This window comes from Pseudomonas sp. Root562 (assembly GCF_001427125.1).
Taxonomy (GTDB): domain Bacteria; phylum Pseudomonadota; class Gammaproteobacteria; order Pseudomonadales; family Pseudomonadaceae; genus Aquipseudomonas.
The window spans coordinates 225,296-243,279 of the sequence record NZ_LMGK01000020.1; the positions used below are offsets into that span (position 1 = coordinate 225,296).

A 17,984-nucleotide genomic window follows, 5' to 3' on the forward strand; every position below is an offset into this window, starting at 1 on the left:
CGGCATCAGAGGGCCAATGCCTTCGCGATATCCGCAAGAATACGCTCGGCCGCCATATAACCCGCGCTACTACTCCATACTTGCCCGTCGACGCTGACTACGTGCCCGTCCTTTACCGCTTTCAGTTGTGCGAAAACCGGTTGCCCGCTGACTTCATCCAGCGCTTTATCGCCATCGGCGTTCAGGGTTGCTAGGAAGATCCAATCGGCATCGGCCTTAGTAAGGTTTTCGAGACTCAAGATGTCACTGTGCGGGCGATGCTTGAGCGAGACAGCCAGCTCATTTGGTAAAAAGCCGAGGCTTGCGAGTATTTGACCGGCGAAGACTTGGGCCGACATCAAGATCGGCCCTTGAGGATTCCAGCGCAACACCGTTGCGCTTTGCCCGGTTGCGATGCTCTGGCGCAAGCTCTCAACCTGATGATCGAAATCCTTCAGACGTTCTTCTGCCATGGCTTGCTTGTCCAGCGCAAGCGCATAAAGGCGGAACGAGGCTCGCCAGTCATCCAGGCTGCCCACTTTCGGAATCACGGTTGGTGCAATAAGGCTGAGCTGGTCAAAGAGTTGCTTGGATAAGTCATTGGTAGCCAGGATTAGATCCGGCTGCAATGCCAACACTGCTTCCAGGTTGGGTTCGCGTACGCTGCCGACCAATTCGATGTGCCCTGCCTTTTCCTGAAGATACTCCGGCACTTGACTACCGCCTCGAGCCGCCAGCGCCCCCAGGGGATGAGCATCAAGAGTCAAACTGGCGTCAAGCGCAGTTTCCCCCAGTGTTACGACTCTTTTAGGCACTCCGTTGATTCTGACCAGCCCGTAGGCGGTATCCAGAGTCCGCTCTGCCGCTGTCACGACATCGCACCACAGGCTAATAGCAACGACTGCGGCCATGAAGCACCGAGCAAACGCGAAGCGTGAAGAGACCAGCAAGAATTTCAATGAAAAGTCCGAAGCAGCGCATGTAGAAGATGAGCGCAATTCTAAGACCACAGGTGTTCAACCGCCGTTGGGAAACCTTTAAGCAGCTATCGATTTTTGTTATTGATAACCATCTGCGATAGTGCGCAAGGCTGCCACCAGTCCCGGACATGCATTACTAGAGATCGGGGCGGCAGCATACTTTCAATGCATAACGGTGATTAGTGATGACGAGTCAGGATCGCTGCCCCTGCACAACGACTGGACTTTCGGATGAGTCGCCGCGCATCGGTGTTTGGGAGACTTCAGTGTTCATATCGACCCCAGTCGCGTTGGGCAGGCACATTGCCGCGAGAAATGCGATCAGATATGAACTGATAGCGAATACTCCCATTGCAGTGGAAAGACCCATGCTCGTTGAAGCAAACCCAACAGCGGCTGGCATGATCGAACCGAAGCCGCGGCCAAAACTGGTGCAGAACCCAGCGCCATTGGCACGGATACGCGTGGGGTATAGCTCAGCGAAGGCAACAGGTAACCCAGATGCCAGTCCACCCTGGAAGGCTCCCAGAAATAAACCCAATCCCAGCGTTACAGCCATATTGATCGGCGCAAAGGTATACACCGAAACCACGCATGCCTGGCAGATCAAAAACAGCATGAAGGCCTTACCGCGACTAATGTTGTCGCTGATACGGCCATAGATGAAAGGCCCCAATAGCGAACCGATGATGTTCACCGCCAGGTATCCTGAGGTCGACGCCACCGGTAGGTTGAGCACCATGCGCATGTAGGTGGGGAGCCATGTGATCATGATGTAGGCACCGCCAAAGATGCCGCTGGCCAGAACCGTACTGATCAAGGTTACTCGACGGTGCTCACTGCCGAAAATTTCCCGTAGGTTCATTTTCTTCGGTGTGCGGCTGGCTTGAGTAAATGCCTCGGATTCTGGCACAAGGCGCCGAATGAACCAGATCAGAAACGCTGGCAACAGCCCAATGGCGAAGAAGGCGCGCCAGGCAATATCTTCGGGCAGCCAGGCAAATACCACCGGCATCAAGGTCAGCGAAATCGCGTAGCCGACGGCATAGCCACTTTGCACTGAGGCGGCAACTCGGCCACGCAAGGCCGGCGAAATGGCTTCACTGATCAGCACTGCACCAACCACCGCTTCGCCGCCGTAGCCGATTCCTTGGAGAAACCGCACGGGCAGAAACTGCCAGAAGCTGCTGCATAAGCCCGCCAGACAAGTAAAGAGTGCAACCCACAACACAGTGACTTGCATAACTCTTACGCGACCGAAACGGTCAGCCAACAGGCCTGCGCCCCAACCGCCAATGGCACTGCCAATCAATGAAACCGATCCCAGCATGCCGGCGTCAGAGCTGCTCAAAGCGAGCACGGTCATCAACACCGGCATCATCAGTGCGTAGATGGTGGAGTCCATCGAGTCCAGGGTGAACCCACCGAAGCAAGCCCAATAGGTACGTTTTTCTTTTGGCGTAAGCGCTGAATACCAACCTAGTCGCATAGCGGAAAACCTTTGTTTTTATGGTCTCCAAATATGTTAACGGCGGCCTTCGGCACGGGGACATGCGAAAAACTTATGCGGCAAGCAGTAATTTTTATGCGGACTGAATCCTCTAAAACGGTATAAAAATCACCAGTCCCCTGTTTACATTCAACTCAAACCGAAGATGGTCGGGACACGAAATCTCCGCAGGAGCGTTCTAGCAAGCGGTAACCCCTTGATCCAAGGGGCTACCGCATCATTGGCGGGTCTCCAATGCAATGAGCTAAACGCTACTGCGCAGCCGCTTTGATGGCCGTATACATCTGCTTGCCAGCTTTACTCGGATCAGCTTTTTTGTCGCTCATGAAATTGCTGACCACATCGAAGATTGCCCCCTGCACTGCTTGGGAAGTGGACATGTTGAAAGCCATACTTGGTTCCAACGTACCAGCCTTTTCGGCTTCGGCGAAATCTTTGGCCGAAGCTTGAGCACAGCTATCAAACTTGCTCATGTCCAGGCCCTTGATAACCGGGATTGAGCCTTTGTTCTGATTGAAGACGTACTGGAATTCCGGTTCCAGAGCAACCTTGGCCAAGTCGTCCCGCGCCGCATTGTTGCCGGGCGTATCATTCTTCTTGGACAATTTGAACATGACCAGTGAGTCAATCGTGTAGGTATAGATCCCTTGCGAACCTGGGAAAGGTACACACTCGTAATCCGTACCAGCATTCTTACCGGCCGCCGTCCACTCACTCTTGACCCAGTCCCCCATGATTTGCATGCCTGCCTTGCCACTGATGACCTTTGCAGCTTCTATGTTCCAGTCCTGACCAGTTCCATCAGGATCCATGTAAGACTGCAGCTTACGAAGAGCGGCAAATACCTCGGTCATTTTCGAACTGGTAAGCGCCTCTTCATCATTATCAATTAAGGCCTTCTTATAGCCGTCTGCTCCCATGATGCTTAGAACCAGATCTTCAAATACCGTGGTGTCTTGCCATGGTTGACCACCGTGAGCAATCGCAACAAACCCAGCGGCCTTAAGTTTGTCGCCAGCAGCGTAGAGCTCCTCCAAGGTCGTCGGGGCTTTGGCGACGCCAGCTTTCTTGAGCACCACCGGATTGATCCACAACCAGTTGATGCGATGGATGTTCACTGGTACTGCTACATAGTGACCATCGTATTTCATGATGTCCGCAACAGTCTGAGGCAGCAGACTGTCCCATTTGTTTGCCTTAGCCACGTCATCGACGTTGGTTAGTAAGTCCAGCTTGCCCCACTCCTGGATATCCGGCCCTTTGATCTGCGCGGCAGAAGGAGGGTTACCGGAGATGGCGCGGGTTTTAAGCACCGTCATGGCAGCAGCCCCCCCGCCCCCCGCCACAGCGCTGTCTTGCCAAGTGAAACCATCCTTTTCGACGATCTGTTTAAGCACGTTCACAGATTTGGCCTCCCCCCCTGATGTCCACCAGTGAACGACTTCGACAGTGCCCTTGCTTTCAGCAGCATGCACAACGAGAGGAAAAAGAGTGGCCAAGGAAATGACAGTGGCGAGGCGATTAATCGCGTTCATCTTTGTACCTTTTTTTGTTGTTATAACCGGCAAGCGTCGCGCTTGCCGTGTGAGGGGTTCATCCAGCAATTGAGCAATGCAACAAGACAGCAGTTTCTATCAGGAGATACCTAACCCGTTACGACCAATGGCGTTCAATTGCTCCAACGTGAATCGGTCTTTCCATGCCGTTTCGTAGTGTTCTGGGGGAAAATCATCCGGCGACTCGCCAGCCTCAAATGCTCGGCATACATCCTTTGCATATTTGAGATTTTTTGGGCACATCGGAGCAGCCGGCACGTACATTACGTTGCCCCAGCCCTCTTGGTTCTCGACAGGGGCGACACTATGGATAACGTCGCAGTGCCACCAAACTGAGTCTCCTGCCTGCACATCGGGAATGGGTGTCATCCCTTGAACCAAAAGCGGATGCCATTTTTGCGAAACCGGAAGTACCTTGCCTGGGGCAACACCACACAACTCATCTTCTGGAACGTCATTAAGCAGCGGACGCAGAAGCATGTAGGCCATAGCCTTGGGGATAGGCAATGTATGCAGCACTCCTTGATCAGCTTTCATGTCGGACAATGCAGTCCATCCTTGAAAGGTTCTAAACGCTGAGCACTTCACTGTGTCCTTATAAGCGTACTCATCGACCTCCGTGCGATGCGCCGCATCCCATGGGTCGTAAGACTTGAAATCATTGCTGTAGATTTTGTCGAACACCTTCAAATAGGCAGGATGTAGCCATCGCTCCAACGCACCGGAGTCTGTGTGTGGCCCGAGCCCTTTAGAAGTAGTGCCTGGTGGACGGCGACGCACGCGGTCAGGGTAAAGCGCGTTGACATCTGGATCGAACCAGTCCTGACCATGAGAATGAATTTTCCATAGTCGATTCAGAAATGATTGCGCCGCCCCCATACGCTCATCCTGGCGCAGTTGCATCTGTGAGCTAGACCAATAAATTGGGAAAATCTCCGGCCGCGAAGCGTCAAGGTTTCCAAAAAACTGATCGACAGGCCCTCGATAAATCCTGTCAAAATCGTTCCTGTCGAGATACTCCAACAGGTTCTTGTCCCACGTCAGGACTTGCTCTCTGGGGAAGTGGTTTTTGATGACCAGGCAGCCTCGACGCTTGATTTGCGCCAATTGCTCCTGCGTCACTTTCCCTTGTGCAATGTCGTCGAACTCAAGGACAGGCCACCCAGAGCCAGTCAGAGCCTGCTGCTCTTTAATCGATGTGATTTCGGCTGCAATGAATTCGCTGACCTCGGCGAAAAGGGATTCCACATCGCCTATCTGCGCGCGCAACGTCTTTTTCATTTTGACGATATTGTCTTTGTAATTTTCGGGAAGGGCAGCACTTTCGAAAGCTTGATACTTGCTCATGACACACCTGAATTCTTGTTTTTTCATACGCGAATGAAAACACTGCAACAGGGTTTTCGGCAGTCTCTTTACTAGCGTTGAACAATACGATTCTGGCGTTTTTATCTGTGTTTCCAGAACGATCGAGCCATTGCTGGTGCTCGACCAACGGCTTTCTCACTCACAACGATCCACTTGCTGTCGAAAAAAACACCGCATTGCCTGAATCAATTTGCGTGGAAAAGATTCAGGCAATGACGGTGAAAAGTAACCGCGTTGAGCTAACGCCCCATCCAAAATCGTCATCACGTGGACTGCGACATGGACATACGCGCCTCGTTTTACTGGATGGTGTTGCCTCCCCCAAGATCAAACGTTTATGTCTGAACCGCGTGTTTCGGGTGCGAAGAACGTTGCTACAAAAGAGATACCGGCCAGCACCACGACGTAGGTCGCTACGGGCCAATAATGGTTGCCAGACCAACTCAAGAGCGCAGCCGCAACGAACGGAGCGATACCGCCAGATGCGAGCGCTGCAAACTCCTTGCTGACCGCGATACCGGTATAGCGATATCGGGCATCAAACAGTTCCGGGAAATAAGCGGCCTGCACGGAATACATGCCGAAGGCGCCCAAACTGATGGCTACAACCATGCTCAACACAATCAGCGTTGAGTCCATGGAGTTGAACAGCCAGAACGCTGGAAATGCCCAGAGCGCGGCGATCAAAGAAGTGACGCGATACATGATCCGACGGCCCAGACGGTCGGACAAATATCCAATGAACGGAATGGTAAACACTGACAATGCTGCGGCTGTAATCAGCCCAACCGTGCCGACAGACTTATCCACCATTAGTACTTTTGCGAGGTAGCTGAGGGCGAACACCTGGTACAAGTAAGACGTGCCGTTTTCCCCAATACGCAGGCAGCACGCTACGACCAGATTCTTGCGGGAGTAGCGCAGGAGGTCTTTGACCGGCTGTTTGCTTGCGAGCTTTTTGCGTTTGATTTCCTCAAACACAGGACTTTCCTTCACCTGAAGCCTGATCACGATGCCGACTGCGATCACGACCACACTGAATAGAAAAGGAATGCGCCAACCCCAGGACATGAAATCTTCCTGCGGCAGTTGCTGAACGGCCCAGAACATTCCCGCCGCCATAAGGATCCCGATGATGATCCCGGCAAATGGAAGAGACGCATAAAAACCTCGCGTTTCTTTGGGTGCGAACTCCGCAACGATCAAAGAGGCGCCAGCTTGCTCTGCACCAGAACCAAATCCTTGAAGCAGTCGTAATAGCACCAAGAGGCCAGTCGCCCAGACGCCTATGTCCGCATAGGTCGGCAGCAAGCCGATGAGCAGCGTCGAAATACCCATCAACAGGACAGTGGATACCAATACAAACTTGCGACCTTTTCGGTCGCCAACCCTACCAAAGAACAGACCACCAAAGGGCCTTGCGACGAATCCAACAGCATAGGTTGCGAAGATCGCTAAAAGTGCGGATGCCTTATCCATCCCTGGAAAAAACAACTCGGAAAAAACCAGGGCGGATGCTGTCCCGTAGATGGAGAAGTCGTACCACTCCATCGCACTACCAGCGACGCTTGCCATAATGACCCGATGAAGGTCTTTCTTCTCAACCACCGCAGTGGATGTCGTTGGAACACTGCTAGCTATGGTGCTCATGGTGAACCTCTTATTTTTGTTGTGGTGCTCAGCGAGACTCACGTAGGTGAGCCTCACCTTCAACAGCAGTCGCTATCCCTAGCCGGTTATCCCGCCACAGACAGAAGCCAGTCCCTTCATGCGCTCCACGGCAAGCTCAGGCTGAATCAGCACGCCTGCTTGATCCGCAAGACGGAAGACTTCGCTGTAGTGCGACAGGGAGCGTGCAGACTGCATACCGCCCAGCATGCTGAAGTGATCCTGGTGGCCGTTCAGCCAAGCCAGCAACACCACACCTGCCTTGTAGTAACGGGTTGGGGCTTTAAAGATCTCGCGAGAGAGCGCCACGGTCGGGTTCATTAGTGCGTGGTAGCGCGCTACATCGCCGTCGGTGAGTGCCGCCAATGCATGAGCCGCGACTGGAGCGATAGGGTCGAAAATCCCCAGAAGCGCGTGGGAATGGTGGGTCGCATCGCCAGCAATCAATTCACCAAAGTTAAAGTCATCGCCGGTATACAACTTCACGCCGTCAGGCAGACGACGGCGTAATTCAACTTCCCACTTGGCTTCCAGCAGCGAAATCTTGATGCCGTCGACTTTGTCGACATTGGATTCAATGATCGACAGCACGGTGTTCATGGCAGTGGGTACATCGGTACTGCCCCAATAACCGCGCAGGTTGGCGTCAAACATCTCGCCCAGCCAATGAAGGACAACCTTTTGGCGTGCCTCGCCCAGCAGGGTTGAATAGACCTTTTCATAGTCTTCCCCACTCTTGGCTACTGCACAGAGTGCGCGGCTGGCCATCAGAATTGCGCTTCCGCCGACACTATCGACGACCTCAAACTGCTCCCGATAAGCGCCCAGAACGTCATCCAAGGTTGTCGACGGCGTAACGACCAACTGATCTGTGCCCACGCCACAGCTCAAATCAGCGCCTTCGATTTGACGGGCGTGAGTCACGCTACGACGAATCAGCTCGGCAGAATCTTTCCATCCCAAGCCCATGCCGCGCTGGGCAGTGTCCATAGCCTCAGCAACCTTGAAGCCAAGGCTCCATAGATACTCTCGAAAGCCCATGGTTTTGTCCCAGTCAATCGCGACTGTTTCGTCCCATGGATTGGCTGGACGGGCTGGATCCACCACAACATGCGCAGCGGCGTAAGCAATGCGGCACAACGGGCGCTTTTGAAAGGTTGCGTAAGGTGCATCCGCATTTTGCAGCGAGTAGCGTTCAACACGGCCATCAAGCGTGGGCAGCAGAATATTCATGAGACTTTTCCTCTGATTGGGGGACTTTGCCAAGAATTAGATCTGCCGCTTTCTCGGCGATCATGATGGTCGGAGCATTGGTGTTGCTGCTGTTCAGACGCGGCATGATCGACGCATCAACCACGCGCAACCTGTCGATGCCATGCACCTTCAGCTCGGTGGAAACTACGGCGTCTTCACCGTTACCCATGCGGCAAGTACCAGCTGGGTGGTGGTCGGTCTTCGCGTTGGCACAGGCGTATTCAAAAAGCTGCTCGTCACTGAGCATATCCAGGCCTGGCAAGCGCTCTGCCAGCACAAAGCGCTGGAGTGCCGGCTGCGCCAGAATCTGACGTGCCAGACGCAACCCTTTGATGGACATCTCACGGTCGTAAGGGTCGGAGAAGTAGTTAGGGTCGATCAACGGTGCATCGGCTGGGTTGGCACTCGCCAAACGCACCGTGCCGCGAGAGCGAGGCCGCAGGAAGGCCGAGTTCAACGTTACACCTGGGTTTCTCATCTGGGCGACGCCGGCCTCAATGCCGGAACCAAGCCCGAGATGAAACTGGATATCCGGCGACCGCGCTTGCGAGTCGGCGTACCAGAAGCCACCTGTCTCGAACAGACTGGACGCAACCGGCCCCTTCTTCAGCAACAGGTATTGGAGCCCCGCCCATGCCGCCATGTGTGGTTTGCCGTAGGGGTCGTAGGTGTGATTACCAGTGCATTCCGCGATAGCAAAAAGATCGAGGTGATCCTGCAGGTTGGAGCCGACACCTGGGAGTGCGTGTTCAAGCGGAATGCCGACTTCGCTCAAATGATCTGCCGGGCCAATACCTGATTGCATCAGCAGCTTGGGAGAGCCGATTGCACCGCTGCTGACGATGACTTCGCGGTCTGCATAGTAAGGCGTCGATTCGCTCGCGCCTTTGGGCACCACTTCGACGCCAATGGCACGCTTGTCCTTGATAATCACGCGCCGAGTAAATGCGCCCAGCATGACCGTCAGGTTGGATCGCCCCATCGCTGGACGCAGATACGCTGCCGAAGTAGATGAGCGCTTGGCATTCAACTGGGTGAGTTGGTAGTAGCCCAACCCGTCCTGAGCAGCCCCGTTAAAGTCCGGGTTGTAAGGAATCCCCATCTCTTGTCCGGCCTGGAAAAAAGCTTCACAGATCGGCAGAGGGCTGATTGGGTTTGAGACTCCCAATGGCCCTTGATACCCATGATACTGATTGGCATAGCGCTGGTTATTTTCAGCACGTTTGAAGTAAGGCAAAACGTCCTTGTACGCCCAGCCTTCAGCGCCACATTCGCTCGCCCACTCGTCGTAGTCCGCCGCTGCTCCCCGGGTGTAGATCTGCGCATTGATAGAAGACCCACCACCAATAACCTTGGCTTGGGTGTATCGCAATACGCGGTTCTTCAGGTGTTTCTGCGGCACGGTCGACCAGCCCCAGGAGCCTCTGCCCTTGGTCATCTTCGCGAAGCCTGCCGGCATCCTGAACAGAGGGTGGCGATCGCCGCCACCGGCCTCCAGGAGCAGCACCTTGTTGCTAGGATTTGCGCTGAGTCGATTGGCGAGTACACACCCCGCCGAACCGCCACCAATGATGATGAAGTCGTATCTCATGACAGCACTCACAGGCGTGGGATGGCGAGCCCGCCATCGGCATGAATGACAGAGCCAGTCGCGAAACCGAATTGCCCGCAAGCCAAAGCGCTGACTATCGAAGCGATGTCACTGGTCTCACCCCAACGGCCCATCGGCACCAAACCATCCTTGAAGCGCTGCTCGTACTTGTCGGCGACGCCGGCTGTCATGTCGGTACGAATGACCCCGGGACGGACTTCAAACACGCCAATGTTTTCTGGTGCCAGGCGTAAAGCGAAAAGCTTTGTCGCCATGCCGAGACCCGCTTTCGACATGCAGTATTCGCCACGCTCAGGTGACGCCATTTCCACACTGACACTGGAAACGTTGATGATGCTGCGCGGCTGCTCGGAAGACGCCTGGATCATCTGTTTTGCGACCTGTTGCGTCAGGAAAAATGTCCCACGCAAGTTGGTATCCAGTACCTGGTCAAAGGCTGCGGGTTTCATGTCCAGCAGATCGCCGCGAACCGGTGAACCGATTCCGGCATTGTTCACCAGGCAGTCAACTACACCGCCCCATGCCTGCACACGTTCAATTAACTCTGCATGTGCCTCAAGGCTTTGTAGCTCGCTCGCAACCGCCAGGCCACGCCCACCTAAGGTTTCAATTTCCGCACACAACTGCTGTGCGACTTCATCTTCATTACGACAGGTAAAGGCAACGTCAAAACCGTCACGAGCCAACCGCAGGACGATTGCGGCACCAATACCGCGACGTCCTCCAGTGACCAATGCAACTGGGCGTTTTGTAATCTTGTTGTTATTTGTCATGGCTTCACTCTCAACGTTTGGAACGTTCCAATTTCTCTGCAAATGAGCGCGAAAATTACTTCGGCAACCACCAGTTCGTACGCTCACCAATGTGCAATTGGACAGTTTTCTGCTCGGTGTAGTCTTCGACTGCGTGACGGCCCAATTCCCGACCCAATCCGGAGTCACGGAAGCCACCGAAAGGTAATTCGGCGAAACCATCGAGGAAGGTGTTTACCCATACGGTGCCAGCGTCAATTTTCCGAGCAGCCTTCAGGCAGACATCGATGTCTTTGCTCCACACTGCAGCCGAGAGGCCGTAGCAGGTGTCGTTGGCCAGCGCGATGGCTTCATCTACCGATTCGAAAGTCAGTACCGACAGAACAGGCCCAAAGACCTCTTCCCGGGCGATGGTCATGTCAGGGGTGACACCGGTGACGATGGTTGGTTGGATGTAGAGCCCAGGTTCCGTGCCGTGACGTTCGCCACCCAAGCTGATCGTTGCGCCGGCCTCTCTGGCCTCATCAATGGCAGCCTGGATACCGCCCATTTGCGTTTCGCTGATAATTGCGCCGACCTTCACGTCTGGATGCAATGGGTCACCCACAGGAACCTGGCGGGTACGCTCGATAACGGCTTGGGTAAAGCGTTCAGCGATATCTTTGTGCACCAGGATGCGACTGCCGCTGTTGCAGCATTCGCCAGCGTTGAAATAGACGCCAAATACAACGGCATCTACGGCAGCGTCCCAATCACAATCCGGGAAAATGATCTGCGGGTTTTTGCCGCCCAGTTCCAGGGAAACTTTTTTCAGTGCGGCGCCGGCTTCGGCTGCAATCAGGCGCCCTACTCGCGTGGAGCCAGTGAACGAAACCATGTCGACTTTCGGGTGGCCGACCAACGGCTGACCCACGGCAGGGCCAAGGCCAGTCACAATGTTTACGACGCCTTTTGGCAAGCCTGCCTCAAGGAGGATTTCGCCCAGCATCAGGGTAGTGCCATTCGTGAGTTCACTTGGTTTGATCACAGCGGTGCAACCCGCAGCCAGAGCAAAGGGCAGTTTCTGACTCAGAATCCAGATTGGAAAATTCCACGGGGTGATCATCGATACCACGCCGACCGGTTGACGCAAGACAACCCCAAGGTGCGACTCGCCCAAAGTGTTGTAGCTCTCACCGTGAAGGTTGCGTGCAAGAGACGCCGCATATTTCCAAAGGTCAACACAGCCACTGACTTCGCCACGAGCCTGGGTCAACGGTTTGCCGGTTTCCAGACATTCGATGAGTGCCATCTCTTCCACTCGGGCAGAAATACCGTCGGCCACTTTGAGCAACACATCGGCCCGCTCACGTGCGGACATGTTTGGCCAAGTTCCTTCATCAAAGGCTGCTCGGGCAGCATCAATGGCCCGCTCGGCATCAGCACGCGCAGCGTTAGGGTAGAGACCAACCACTACGTCATGAGCCGGACTACGGCGTTCCGCCTGATCCCCACTCTGCGCATCGCACAGTTCGCCATTGATCAGCATGCGGCCCTTGTATGGAGCCCCGATAATCTCGGCGCTGTTATCGACGGTCAAAAACTTCATTTCAAACTCCTTGGTAATCGGCTGGTCGACGTTCGTTGAAGCTGATTAAGCCTTCTTGTGCGTCGTTGGTGGTGGCGGCCAGAGCTCCAGCCATCCCCTCAAGCACGGCAGCTACATTGGTGCCAGTGCCTGCGTCGATGAGTTGTTTCGTGAGTTGCACCGAGATCGGCGCCTGCTTACTGATTTGATGTGCCAACTCCAGGGCATGGGCCACGACATTGCCAGGCTCGGTGATGTCTTGAACCAATCCAACGCGTTGAGCTTCAGCTGCATCGATACGTCGACCCGTTAAAGCCATCAGCTTCACCTGACTGGGGCCAATCAACTTGACCAAGCGCTGCGTCCCCGACCAACCTGGGCAAGTCGCGATACCCGCCTCAGGCAATGCAAAAGTCGCGTTCGGTGCTGACACACGAATATCGGCGGTTGCCAGCAACTCAAGCCCACCACCAAATGCATGGCCGTTGATCGCTGCAATGACAGGCAGGCGCAGATTTGCCCAAGCATCGAATACGCGATGCCCGTCTCGCACCCACTGACGCCACATATCCAGAGGCTGCAGACCTGACCACACTCGAATATCGGCGCCCACACAGAAGGCGCGGTCACCGGTGGCGGTCAGTACCACTGCCCGTAGATCTGTGCGTTTATCCAAATCAAGCGCAATCTGACCTAACTGCGTAATCATTTCTGGAGTTAGTGCATGGAGCTTGCCTGGGCGCTCAAGACGAACGACCGCGACCGTTTTTTGAATTTCTACTGATACAAAACCCTCTACTGAGCTCATGCCTGGTGCTCCTTCATTTGCAGCCCCATCAGGGCGTCAGTGAAAAGACAAGGGCTCATTACTCGTACTTCGTCTGCTACAAGCAGCGGGAACTCTGCCTGGGCGAGCACATCTTTTTCCAAGTCCAGGCCGGGTGCGATTTCAGTCACCATCAGGCCATTGGCGGTGAGTTTCATCACGCAACGCTCAGTGACATAGGTGACGTCCTGCCCGCGTTCCAATGCCATGCGACCACTGAAGGTCACGTGATCCACATCCTCGACCAACTTGCGGGATTTACCGTCCTGCAAGATATTCAGACGCCCGTCATCCACAGACAGTTTGGCGCCAGCAGTGAAGAAGCCGGAGAACACAATGCGCTTGGCGTGGGTAGTGATGTCGACAAAGCCGCCGCAGCCAGCAGTGAGGTAAGGCTTTCCTGGCAGCTTCGATACGTTGACGTTGCCGAACCGGTCAATCTGCAGGAAAGACAGCAAAGTCATATCGAAACCACCGCCCTGGAAATAGGTGAACTGAGCCGAAGACGGCATGATTGCGTCGGCGTTTGCGGCGCAACCGAATGCGAAGCCCAGCAACGGCATACCGCCGACAGCACCTTGCTCGATGACCCAGGTAGCGGCGCCGTGGTAACCCTCTTCCAACAGGATCCTAGGCACGTTTGCCGAGATGCCAAAACCCAAATTCACAGCCATACCCTTCTCGACTTGCATGGCGGCGCGACGAGCGATGACTTTTTCAGCGCCCCAGGGTGCAAACTCAAATGCTGATTCCGGCTGTTGGATTTCACCGCTGATGGCAGGGTCGTAAACAACTTGAGTTGTTTGCATTTGATCAGGCGCCACGACGATATGGTCAACCAGGTTGCAGGGGACATGTACATCGTGAGGCTTCAACGAACCGGCACGCACGACTCGTTTCACCTGAGCTATGACGATGCCGCCGTTGTTGCGAACGGCCAAGGCCTGATCAAGAGCACCGAGCAAACCGCCTTCGTGTTCATAAGAAAGGTTGCCGCGCTCGTCAGCGGTGGTCGCACGAATGATCGCGACCTTTGGAATGACGGTGGGAAAAAATAGCCACTGCTCGCCCGCAAACAACACCTTCTCAACGATAGGCATTTCGGCAGCCAAAGCATTCATCGCACAGCCCTGACGAGCTGGGTCTGCGAAGGTATCCAGCCCCACTTTGGTCAACACACCAGGACGCTTGGCCGCAGCGTCCTTATGCAGATCAAACAAGATGCCGCTTGGCACGTTGTACGCGGCGATCTCGTTATCAGTGATCATCCGCCAGATCTCCGGCATCGGCATCGAGGAAGGGCCACTTGGATATGAGCCAGCCATCACTTTACTGATCAGACCTGGTTGTGCCAGATGTTCAATGCCTTTGATGCCGTACATATCACCAGCGGCAATGGGGTGCAGCATTGTCAGACCTGCAGGGTGCGCAGAATTGCGATAACGCTCCCCCACTGCAGCTAACACTGCGTCGGGGCATGCAAGGCCACTGGATGAGCTGACGGTAACGGTAACTCCGTCGTGGATCAGGCTCGCAGCCTGCTCAGCAGTAATGAGCTTTTTCATGAATATTTTCGCCATGTTGAAAACGTAATGGCAGCGCTGATGAAGCGACTGTCGTATCAGTGCCTAGGACTAAAACCAGCGAGGTTTGCGCTTACGGCCACCCCCAAGGCACCAGCGAAGGCATCCAAGCTTTCTTGACGGGATGCGATCGTTTCGGATTGGGAATAGGAAAAAGGGGAAAAGAAGGAATCGATCCGAGTACGTAAGCGCGAGCAGAGCACTGGAAGCACAGAGACAACGTTCATCATGAGTCACCAATTTTTGTTATTAAATCGTTCCAATGTATTTTTGGAACGTTCCAAAAATGTAAATTGAGTATAGAATCCTGTCAACACCATTTGTCGTCGAGAGCACGCAAGCGAACGAAATGCTTTGGCGTAACGATAGGTTCAGTATGTTCTGGCTAGCCGACCGACCGCAAAAAAGGGTAATTTGGAATGTTCCGGCTTCGGTCGACTTCCGCCTCCAACCGAGATTTTTACGTTGACCGATCATCATTTGCCTGAAGAGAAGGCCACCATAAACGACATCGCCAGGGTGAGCGGAGTATCCAAATCCACGGTGTCACTTGTGCTGAATAACAGCCCCTTGATACGTCCTGCGACTGCAGAAAAAGTGCGAGCTGCCGCCGAACAATTGGGGTACGTCTACAATCGCAGCGCTGCAAACCTTCGACAGGGTGTCAGCAACGTTATCGGTATGGTGGTCAACGACCTGAGCAACTCATTTTTCGTTGAGTTACTGATTGGCGCTGAGCGCAAAATGCTGGAATCGAACTACATCACCCTCCTCGCCCACACAGCCGAGGATCAGAATGTTCAGCGCCAAGTGCTTGCATCAATGCGCGAACACAAAGCTGCCGGATTGATCATTTGCCCAACGTTCGAGACACCTATCGAGCTGGTGACCTCACTTAGGCAATGGGGCTTGCCTTTTGTGACCGTCATGCGTGCGCTAGGCGGTGACGAAACTGACTTTGTAGGTTGCGATAACTACCTCGGCATACAGATTGCGACACAGCACCTGATCGACCTCGGGCATACAGACATCGCCTTTATCGGACGAAACAGCACCTATTCGGTGAGCATGGAAAGATTGAAGGGCTACAGCGATTGCCTGGAGAAGAACGGGATTACCCCAAACACCGACTGGATGATCGAAACACCCATCAGTTTGGCCGGGGGCAAGGACGGAATGAGCCGCTTGCTGGATCAACAGCGACGTCCAACCGGAGTGATTTGTTACAACGACCTCATTGCCACAGGCGCGCTGAGCGAGCTGAACAATCGCGGGCTTCGTGCAGGTCGGGACATCGCGATAATCGGCAGTGATGGTGTAGCCGCATCAGCCTATTGCAGCCCTCCCCTTACGACGCTGGCGCTGGAGCCTGAACACCTTGGCGAGGTGGCGAGTGAGATGCTTTTAGCCAGATTGAAGAGCCCCGATGCGCCTCCTATGAGATTTTTACTCAAGCCAAAGCTAATTGTACGAGACACGTGCGGAGCCAAGCTCCCTAAACGCTGAGTTGATGTTGCAATGCACACGGAAATTATCTCGATGACGGCCTTGGAAGAAATGCTTGCAGGGGCTGACGCCCTGATTTTTGATTGTGACGGAACATTGGTAAACAGTTGTCCCGTTTACTCAGTGGCCTGGACTGCCGGGTTTGCGCTGTCTGGAGTAATCATGGACGTGGGCTGGTACGAAGCCCGTAATGGTCTTTCTGAACACGTCCTGATGGATCAATTCGAACATGAACATCGTGTCGTTCTTGATCGCGTAAATGTTGTCGGAACCATGAGACGCTACTACCTGGATCACCTGACAGCCAATCTCCAGGAGATAGCAGCAGTAACCGAGATTGTCAGGCGATTCGCTGGCAAGCTGCCTATGGCCGTGGCTTCGGGTGGATCACGTGAAATCGTTACCAGTTCTCTAGATGCGCTCAACCTCACGAAACACTTCGATAAACTCATCACCATCGACGATGTGGGCGTTCCTAAACCCGAACCGGATCTATTTCTTGCCGCGGCTAAATTTCTTGGAGTAGCCCCTGAACGATGTTTGGTATTCGAAGACAGCCCCCAAGGTATAGAAGCAGCTAGACGCGCCTCTATGTCAGTCATAGATGTGGCACATCTTCTTATAAACCCCTCACGCGAGTTTACGTCAAGATGTGGGGTTCACTTGAAGTGATGGCCGTGCTGACGCCGAAATTCAGTCGGCGTCATACCCTTTAGAGCCTTGAACTGTCGATTGAACAATGCGACCGAGGGATATCCAACTTCCTCGGAGATCAAGGAAATCACAGTCCCACTTTCCATCAACAGCGCGCAGGCTCGGCCGATTCTTAATTTGGCGATATAGTCAAAAGCAGTGCTGCGCGTATGACGCTTGAACATACGGTGAAAAGCAGAAACGCTAACGCAAGCCATCTCAGCAAGATCCGGGATCATCAACGCGGAGGCAAAATTCGCGTGTATATAGTCTAAAACGCGGTGAATGCGTGCGTCCTCGTAAATAATTTCAGGCACGAACGCGGGTTCTGGTGGAATGATGCGTTGAGCCGCAGTGTCCTGAGTCAATTTAATGAGGATATCCAACAGAGAAACCAGGCGTTGCGATTCGTCCTGATAGACCATGTCTTCAATTTTAGGACGTAGCTCACGAGCTATTTCACTACTGAATGACACCGCGCACTGGGCAGCCGAAAGCAAGGTGCGAATCTGACCCATCTCCGGAAACAGGGTAACCAGCGACGTTGCCCACGCCTCCGAAAACCAGATAACCAATGCAACATGGGGCTTCCCGGTATCGATAAGCTCGCGAGAACACCAGCTGTGTGGCACGTTTGGGCCAACGAGGGTCAGATCACAATCGTCGTATAGCTGCACATCACTTCCGATGTAGCGATGCCCTCGGCTGTTAAGGGTCAGGGTCAACTCGTACTCGGGATGATGATGCCACTCAAACGGAATCTCGTCAGGCAAGCGTCTGTTCAGCATCGTCCATGAGGCGTTGGCCTCACTGGGAACCTTCTCAAAACTCGGCTTCATGACGATCCTATCCCACCCATTCAATCGGTACAGACGCCACAATCGTATCACTCAACGCCCGTTACGACACTCCTCAATTCATCGGATTCGAGGCATCCTGAACCTCACCAGTTTGTAAAAATAATAACTATCAATAGGTAATCAAATGGTTAATCCGCCGCGATGCAAAGAGTTCAATCTGTCCCACCAGTCGGACAAATTGTCGGATCCTACATAAGCAGAATCTGCGTACGATCGTTACAAAAAATTCACATTGGAAGTGCTCCACGATCTCTGAACGTTCAGAGCTCG

14 protein-coding genes are annotated in these 17,984 nt (G+C 54.0%); 2 read left to right on the forward strand and 12 right to left on the reverse strand.

Going from position 1 to position 17,984, the window contains the following annotated elements; all coding sequences use genetic code 11:
• Positions 1-5: 5 nt before the first annotated feature.
• The 11 genes from ASD60_RS14730 to ASD60_RS14780 all read right to left on the reverse strand — a co-directional run bounded on the left by ASD60_RS14730 (position 6) and on the right by ASD60_RS14780 (position 14,637).
• Entirely contained in the window at positions 6-938 is a 933-nt protein-coding gene (locus tag ASD60_RS14730; protein ID WP_236708466.1) for an ABC transporter substrate-binding protein, read from the reverse strand.
• A gap of 214 nt (positions 939-1,152) precedes the next feature.
• Positions 1,153-2,448, reverse strand: a complete 1,296-nt coding sequence (locus ASD60_RS14735; protein ID WP_056854698.1) for an MFS transporter — start codon at positions 2,446-2,448, stop codon at positions 1,153-1,155.
• 272 nt (positions 2,449-2,720) lie between these two features.
• Entirely contained in the window at positions 2,721-4,004 is a 1,284-nt protein-coding gene (locus tag ASD60_RS14740) for an ABC transporter substrate-binding protein (RefSeq protein ID WP_056854699.1), read from the reverse strand.
• Between the two features lie 99 nt (positions 4,005-4,103).
• The gene (locus ASD60_RS14745; RefSeq protein WP_056854700.1) at positions 4,104-5,372 is read right to left on the reverse strand and encodes a DUF1479 domain-containing protein; all 1,269 of its coding nucleotides are present in this window, start codon (positions 5,370-5,372) and stop codon (positions 4,104-4,106) included.
• Positions 5,373-5,720: 348 nt separating this feature from the next.
• Positions 5,721-7,043 carry an MFS transporter gene (locus ASD60_RS14750; protein ID WP_056854701.1) on the reverse strand — a complete coding sequence of 441 codons (1,323 nt, stop codon included), beginning with the start codon at positions 7,041-7,043 and terminating at the stop codon, positions 5,721-5,723.
• Between the two features lie 78 nt (positions 7,044-7,121).
• On the reverse strand, positions 7,122-8,294 hold the full coding sequence (locus tag ASD60_RS14755) for a dihydrodipicolinate synthase family protein (RefSeq protein WP_056854702.1): 1,173 nt from the start codon (positions 8,292-8,294) through the stop codon (positions 7,122-7,124).
• Entirely contained in the window at positions 8,269-9,906 is a 1,638-nt protein-coding gene (locus ASD60_RS14760) for a GMC family oxidoreductase (protein WP_056854703.1), read from the reverse strand. The genes ASD60_RS14755 and ASD60_RS14760 overlap by 26 nt, the downstream gene beginning before the upstream one ends.
• Positions 9,907-9,914: 8 nt before the next feature.
• Entirely contained in the window at positions 9,915-10,700 is a 786-nt protein-coding gene (locus ASD60_RS14765; protein WP_056854704.1) for a 3-ketoacyl-ACP reductase, read from the reverse strand.
• 55 nt (positions 10,701-10,755) lie between these two features.
• Entirely contained in the window at positions 10,756-12,267 is a 1,512-nt protein-coding gene (locus ASD60_RS14770) for an aldehyde dehydrogenase family protein (protein ID WP_056854705.1), read from the reverse strand.
• A gap of 1 nt (position 12,268) precedes the next feature.
• Positions 12,269-13,054 (reverse strand): enoyl-CoA hydratase/isomerase family protein, encoded by a 786-nt coding sequence (locus ASD60_RS14775; RefSeq protein WP_056854706.1) that lies wholly within the window; start codon positions 13,052-13,054, stop codon positions 12,269-12,271.
• The gene (locus ASD60_RS14780) at positions 13,051-14,637 is read right to left on the reverse strand and encodes an acyl CoA:acetate/3-ketoacid CoA transferase (RefSeq protein WP_056854707.1); all 1,587 of its coding nucleotides are present in this window, start codon (positions 14,635-14,637) and stop codon (positions 13,051-13,053) included. The genes ASD60_RS14775 and ASD60_RS14780 overlap by 4 nt, the downstream gene beginning before the upstream one ends.
• Positions 14,638-15,120: 483 nt before the next feature.
• Between ASD60_RS14780 and ASD60_RS14785 the strand changes: the two genes are divergently transcribed.
• Positions 15,121-16,161 carry a LacI family DNA-binding transcriptional regulator gene (locus ASD60_RS14785; RefSeq protein WP_236708469.1) on the forward strand — a complete coding sequence of 347 codons (1,041 nt, stop codon included), beginning with the start codon at positions 15,121-15,123 and terminating at the stop codon, positions 16,159-16,161.
• Between the two features lie 33 nt (positions 16,162-16,194).
• Positions 16,195-16,833 (forward strand): HAD family hydrolase, encoded by a 639-nt coding sequence (locus tag ASD60_RS14790; RefSeq protein ID WP_082557601.1) that lies wholly within the window; start codon positions 16,195-16,197, stop codon positions 16,831-16,833.
• Here the strand turns inward: ASD60_RS14790 and ASD60_RS14795 are convergent.
• Complete coding sequence (locus ASD60_RS14795; RefSeq protein WP_056854708.1) at positions 16,821-17,693, reverse strand: helix-turn-helix domain-containing protein; 873 nt, start codon at positions 17,691-17,693, stop codon at positions 16,821-16,823. The genes ASD60_RS14790 and ASD60_RS14795 overlap by 13 nt on opposite strands.
• Between the last annotated feature and the right edge of the window lie 291 nt (positions 17,694-17,984).

What these genes read in the sequence shown, in the direction of transcription:
- ASD60_RS14740 (WP_056854699.1), bottom strand. Translation starts at nt 4,004, where the DNA reads ATGAACGCGATTAATCGCCTCGCCACTGTCATTTCCTTGGCCACTCTT.
- ASD60_RS14760 (WP_056854703.1), bottom strand. Translation starts at nt 9,906, where the DNA reads ATGAGATACGACTTCATCATCATTGGTGGCGGTTCGGCGGGGTGTGTA.
- ASD60_RS14780 (WP_056854707.1), bottom strand. Translation starts at nt 14,637, where the DNA reads ATGAAAAAGCTCATTACTGCTGAGCAGGCTGCGAGCCTGATCCACGAC.
- ASD60_RS14790 (WP_082557601.1), top strand. Translation starts at nt 16,195, where the DNA reads ATGACGGCCTTGGAAGAAATGCTTGCAGGGGCTGACGCCCTGATTTTT.
- ASD60_RS14755 (WP_056854702.1), bottom strand. Translation starts at nt 8,294, where the DNA reads ATGAATATTCTGCTGCCCACGCTTGATGGCCGTGTTGAACGCTACTCG.
- ASD60_RS14750 (WP_056854701.1), bottom strand. Translation starts at nt 7,043, where the DNA reads ATGAGCACCATAGCTAGCAGTGTTCCAACGACATCCACTGCGGTGGTT.
- ASD60_RS14770 (WP_056854705.1), bottom strand. Translation starts at nt 12,267, where the DNA reads ATGAAGTTTTTGACCGTCGATAACAGCGCCGAGATTATCGGGGCTCCA.
- ASD60_RS14795 (WP_056854708.1), bottom strand. Translation starts at nt 17,693, where the DNA reads ATGAAGCCGAGTTTTGAGAAGGTTCCCAGTGAGGCCAACGCCTCATGG.
- ASD60_RS14745 (WP_056854700.1), bottom strand. Translation starts at nt 5,372, where the DNA reads ATGAGCAAGTATCAAGCTTTCGAAAGTGCTGCCCTTCCCGAAAATTAC.
- ASD60_RS14765 (WP_056854704.1), bottom strand. Translation starts at nt 10,700, where the DNA reads ATGACAAATAACAACAAGATTACAAAACGCCCAGTTGCATTGGTCACT.
- ASD60_RS14735 (WP_056854698.1), bottom strand. Translation starts at nt 2,448, where the DNA reads ATGCGACTAGGTTGGTATTCAGCGCTTACGCCAAAAGAAAAACGTACC.
- ASD60_RS14775 (WP_056854706.1), bottom strand. Translation starts at nt 13,054, where the DNA reads ATGAGCTCAGTAGAGGGTTTTGTATCAGTAGAAATTCAAAAAACGGTC.